The 4,598-nt window shown below is 57.0% G+C and carries 3 protein-coding genes; 2 read left to right on the top strand and 1 reads right to left on the bottom strand.

The window, feature by feature from the left end; genetic code table 11:
- Nucleotides 1-478: 478 nt before the first annotated feature.
- A complete protein-coding gene (locus ABY948_RS11265) occupies nt 479-1,102 on the top strand; it encodes a carbonic anhydrase (protein ID WP_461482633.1) in 624 nt (207 codons plus the stop codon).
- 225 nt (nt 1,103-1,327) lie between these two features.
- Nucleotides 1,328-3,817 carry a putative bifunctional diguanylate cyclase/phosphodiesterase gene (locus ABY948_RS11260; protein WP_461482632.1) on the top strand — a complete coding sequence of 830 codons (2,490 nt, stop codon included), beginning with the start codon at nt 1,328-1,330 and terminating at the stop codon, nt 3,815-3,817.
- A 47-nt stretch (nt 3,818-3,864) separates the two neighbouring features.
- Here ABY948_RS11260 and ABY948_RS11255 read toward each other — a convergent pair whose 3' ends face one another.
- Nucleotides 3,865-4,371: a tetratricopeptide repeat protein gene (locus tag ABY948_RS11255; RefSeq protein WP_461482631.1), complete on the bottom strand. Its 507-nt coding sequence runs from the start codon at nt 4,369-4,371 to the stop codon at nt 3,865-3,867.
- Nucleotides 4,372-4,598 lie beyond the last annotated feature (227 nt).

Genomic DNA, 4,598 nt, shown 5'->3' with positions numbered 1-4,598 from the left:
GCGCGAGAAATGAATTTAGTGGTTCTAACTGAGTGACGAGCAACGACGAGTGGCGCTTTTTTAGCCGCAACCCGAAGGGCAGGGGCCATTTTTGCCCCCAGCGTTGTTGTCATTCGCTCATTTAGAATAACTAAACCACGCGCATTCCGCCTCGCTGGAAGCAAAAATGACCTCCAGCAGTGGTAATCAAATTAGTGTGAACAGGCCCTAGCATGTCCGCTGCGCCAGAAACGGCGCGTCGGCTGTGGCACCGAACATTTCTCATCATGAACTATTCTTGGGTTAATCCGTGTGTGGCCTTGCGCCGAGCAAACCGGCATTCGGTGTTTTACGGCGCTGGATGGCGTGTCCTGGGCTGTTAGCCGCGTGCATTGCTTCAACTCAACGCCCCGTTTTTTTGCCCCGAAACAATGAATATTGGGCCGACAATGGGCACAGCGTTACAACGGCCTAACGCCACTTTTTGAGAGGATTTTTGATGATTCCCGCCCAGCAGGCACTGCAGCGCCTTATCGAAGGCAACCGACGTTTTGTGAAGGGCGCACCGAGTTCGTCGCGCCACAGTGATCAGGCCAGGCGCGCAGAACTGGTGGCCGATCAGAAGCCCTTTGCCATTATTCTCGGCTGTTCCGATTCCCGGGTCCCCGCCGAACTGGTGTTCGACCAGGGACTCGGGGATCTGTTTGTGATTCGGGTGGCGGGCAATGTGGTGGCGCCCTCCCAGGTGGGGAGTGTGGAGTTTGCCGCGGAATGGTTTGATACCCGCCTGGTGGTGGTACTGGGACATACCTGTTGCGGTGCGGTAGCGGCCACGCTCGACGAGTTAACTGGTCGGGGAGCCCATGTCTCCAGAAATTTGCGTTCCATCGTCGACCGGGTGAGACCGGCAGTGGAGCCACTGTTGGAGACAGAGCTGGCCAATAACCCAAAGCTGCTGGCTGAGCGCGCTGTGCGTGCCAATATCCGGGCATCGGTGGGACAGCTGCGGCACGGTTCCGAGGTGCTGGAACAATTAATCCTTGACGGCAAATTGCTGGTGGTGGGCGCGGAATATTCCCTGGCAACCGGCATGGTCGAGTTTTTTGATACAGCCGCGCCGTAGCTGCTTATCAGGGGATTTTGAGCGACTCCCAGGGTTGTACAGCAACGCCTTTTTCAGCGCTATTTTCAATACAACCATTTGATGTAAAAGAGAAAATGTTGGCAACCGTCATTAGAATTTTATGGAATTTAGAAAATACATAATATATCTTCGTTGAAGGAATTTTGATGTGATTGACTGCTGGGAAAGCTACTTCGTCCGATCAAAGAACTATAAGGAAACGCAGTGGATTTTTGGCGCATTGTCAGCCCTGAGTTGCAGGACCAGACCCTTATCAGCGGCCATCATCATCACCTGATTTGTTTTGCAGCAGTTGCCCTGGCCGTTTTGGCCGCGGCTGTGACACTGCCGGTGAGTGAACGCTTTACGACCACCAGGGGGCCGTTGCGTTACCTGTGGTTGATGACCGGCAGCATCGCCATGGGCACCGGTATCTGGGCCATGCACTTCACCAGCATGCTGGCCTATAGCCTGCCGTTTCCGGTTCATTACGACATCAGCCTGACGATCATTTCAATGTTTCCGGCACTGCTCGCCGGATACAGCTCAATACGGCTGTTCGCATCCGCCCGCAATTGCCGGCGGCACCTGCACCTGGCGGCGCTGTTGCTGGCGAGCGGTATCGCGGCGATGCATTACATCGGCATGGAGGCGATCGCCGCGCCGGCGAAGATGTACTATTCCCCGGGACTGTTTCTTCTGTCCATTGCGACGGCGTATTTGTTGTCCTGGGCTGGCCTGTGCTCGCGGATATCCCTGCCTGGCAAAATCCGATTGTCACCGGCCATCGCCACCCTGATCGGCAGTGCGGTACTGGGCCTGGCGATCAGTGCCATGCACTTTATTGCCATGGCGGCGACCTATTTTATCGCGACCCCGGCCGAATTGACCGAAGGTACTTTTATTGATCCGCCCGGATTGGTGGTTGCCATCCTGGCGGTGACATTTGTGCTGCTCAGTTTGCTGTCGATCGGTATCCTGGTGGATCGCCACCTGGCCAGAATGGCCATTTCCCTGCGCAGTAGTGAAGTGCGCTTCCAGCGCCTGGCGGAGACCACCCAGGCGGCGATATTCACCTTCGTGGATGGCCGTATTACCTACGCCAATCCGGCGCTGTCCCACATTACCGACCACAGTATTGATGCGCTGTCGAGCATGAGCCTGGAAGAGCTGTTTGGGGAGAAATTTGTGCACTACGTGTCGCAGATTCCCTGGGCGGATACCAAAGTTGGCCAGCCTTTTTATGAGCAGTTCCAGATTACCACCGCTACCGGCCAGCAGCGCTGGCTCTACTTCAGCCTTACCCTGGCTGAATTTGATCAGCAGTCCTCGGTGCTGGTCAGTGCCTGCGATATCAGTGAGCAAAAACTGGCCGAATTCAAAATGCGCAACCTGGCCTACAGTGACCAGCTCACCGGATTGGCCAACCGCGCGCTGTTTATGGATCGCCTGGAACATCACCTGAAGCTGCTCGGCCGCCGCAGCAGTGAAACCCTGTCCATTGTGATGTTGCTGGACCTGGATAATTTCAAACTGATCAATGATACCTATGGCCATGTGCTCGGCGATCAGCTGTTGAGCAGTGTGGCCCAGCGGGTGCGCGAGCTGGCGCGCAAGTCCGACACCCTGGCCAGGCTCGGCGGCGATGAATTTGTGATGCTGTTTGAGAAAGTCGACAGTCTCAATTACGCCGGCCGTATCGCCGACCGCTTGGTTGAAAGCCTGTCCGCACCCTATTTTCTGAGTGGCAAGAAAGTGGATGTGAAGGTCAGCATGGGCATGGTGGTTCTCGATCCCGACAACCACAGTACCCAGGATCAGGTATTGCACGATGCGGATGTGGCCCTCTACCGGGCCAAACACCAGGGGCGCGCCTGCTGGGTGCTGTTTGACCAGCAGATGGACGCCATGATCAAACGCGGTCGTCAGTTGCAGGCCGAGCTGAAAGCCGCTATTGCCGAGGACAAACTCGAACTCTATTATCAGCCCATTGTGGCTGCCGGCGATCACCAACTGTGCGGTTTTGAGTCCCTGGCCCGCTGGCGCCGGGAGAATGGCGAATGGGTCTCGCCGCTGGAGTTTATCGCCCTGGCGGAAGAAAGCGGCATGATAGCGGACATCGGTTTGTGGGGTATCGAAACGGCCTGCCGGCAGATCGGTCTCTGGAACCGGAGCCATGCCGGTGTCGAGTACTACATCAGTGTCAATATCGCCTCGGATTCCTTCGGTGACGAACGATTCGCCCGCTGTATTTCCGATTGTTTCCAGCGCCACGGTGTCCGCCGCGGGCAGCTGAAACTGGAGTTGACCGAACGCATCTTGCTGGGGGATACCGACAATATGCTGGACAAACTGCACAAGCTGATTGAATTGGGTTGTGAAGTCATGATTGATGATTTTGGCACCGGCTATTCCAGCCTGTCTTACCTGCACCTGTTGCCGGTGGGCGCGATGAAAATCGATCGCAGTTTCGTCCAGAATCTCAACCAGAGTAACAGCTCCCTGTCGGTGGTGAGGACCATCATCGCCCTGGCCCGGTCACTGGGCCTGGGGATTGTTGCCGAGGGGGTGGAGACAGGGGAGCAGGCCGGGCAGCTGGCGGCGCTGGGCGCCGCGCAATTACAGGGCTATTTCTTTGGCCGCCCGGTGGCGGCGGAGGAAGCTGTCGGGTTCTTTCGCACCGCGGGTGAGGCTGAAGTTAACCGGGAGGGCTGATCGTCAGACGCGGCAGCCCACACAAACAGCCATGACAGGTTTCCTGCTCACTGCCTGATCTGGTTCAGGTACTGGATGGCGGGCTGGTAACCCGCCTGGGCGGATTTATTGAACCAGTCGGTGCCTTTGTCGGTGTCTTTCTCGACGCCCATGCCGTTGTAGTAGAGGCCCCCGAGGGCATACATGGCAGCGGGGTGCCCGGCGCTGGCGGCCTTTTCATACCACTGCACCGCCAGGCTGTAATCCCGCTCTACGCCTTCCCCGCTCTGGTAGGCCCAGCCGGCTTCAAACATGCCACCGGGATGGCCCTGGTTGGCCGATTGCAGGTAGTAATCGAAGGCGGTTTTGAGGTCTTTTTCGGTTCCCCAGCCCTCTTTGTAAAGGATCGCCAGGCCAAATTGGGCATCGGCGTCCCCCGTCTGGGCCAATTCGGAAAGAATGGCAAAGCCCTGTTCCAGTTCACCGCTCCTGACGGCCTGGTAGCCCTCTTCAAGGGTGCCGGCCAGCACGGAAACGGATAGCAACATGCCTGCAAGGGCGCTTAAATATTTCACGGGGACTCCTTTTAATTCATTATCTGTGGTCTGTCATCGCGGCGAGAGGTGTGTATGCCGGGTCTGTCGCCAGGGGGAATCATACTACTATTCCCGGTTCTAGCGTTTGATCGAAAGTGTATCGCGGAGTTCAATTCAGCCGGGCGAGTGGAATGGGGGCTAACGGGTGGGGCGGAATATGAACAGGCCCTGGTGAGCTGAGTCCGCTGCCGTTTGCCGTTTGCCGT

It is taken from the genome of Porticoccus sp. (genome assembly GCF_041592135.1).
Taxonomy (GTDB): Bacteria; Pseudomonadota; Gammaproteobacteria; order Pseudomonadales; family Porticoccaceae; genus Porticoccus.
This window is presented reverse-complemented; position numbering and strand designations above follow the sequence as displayed.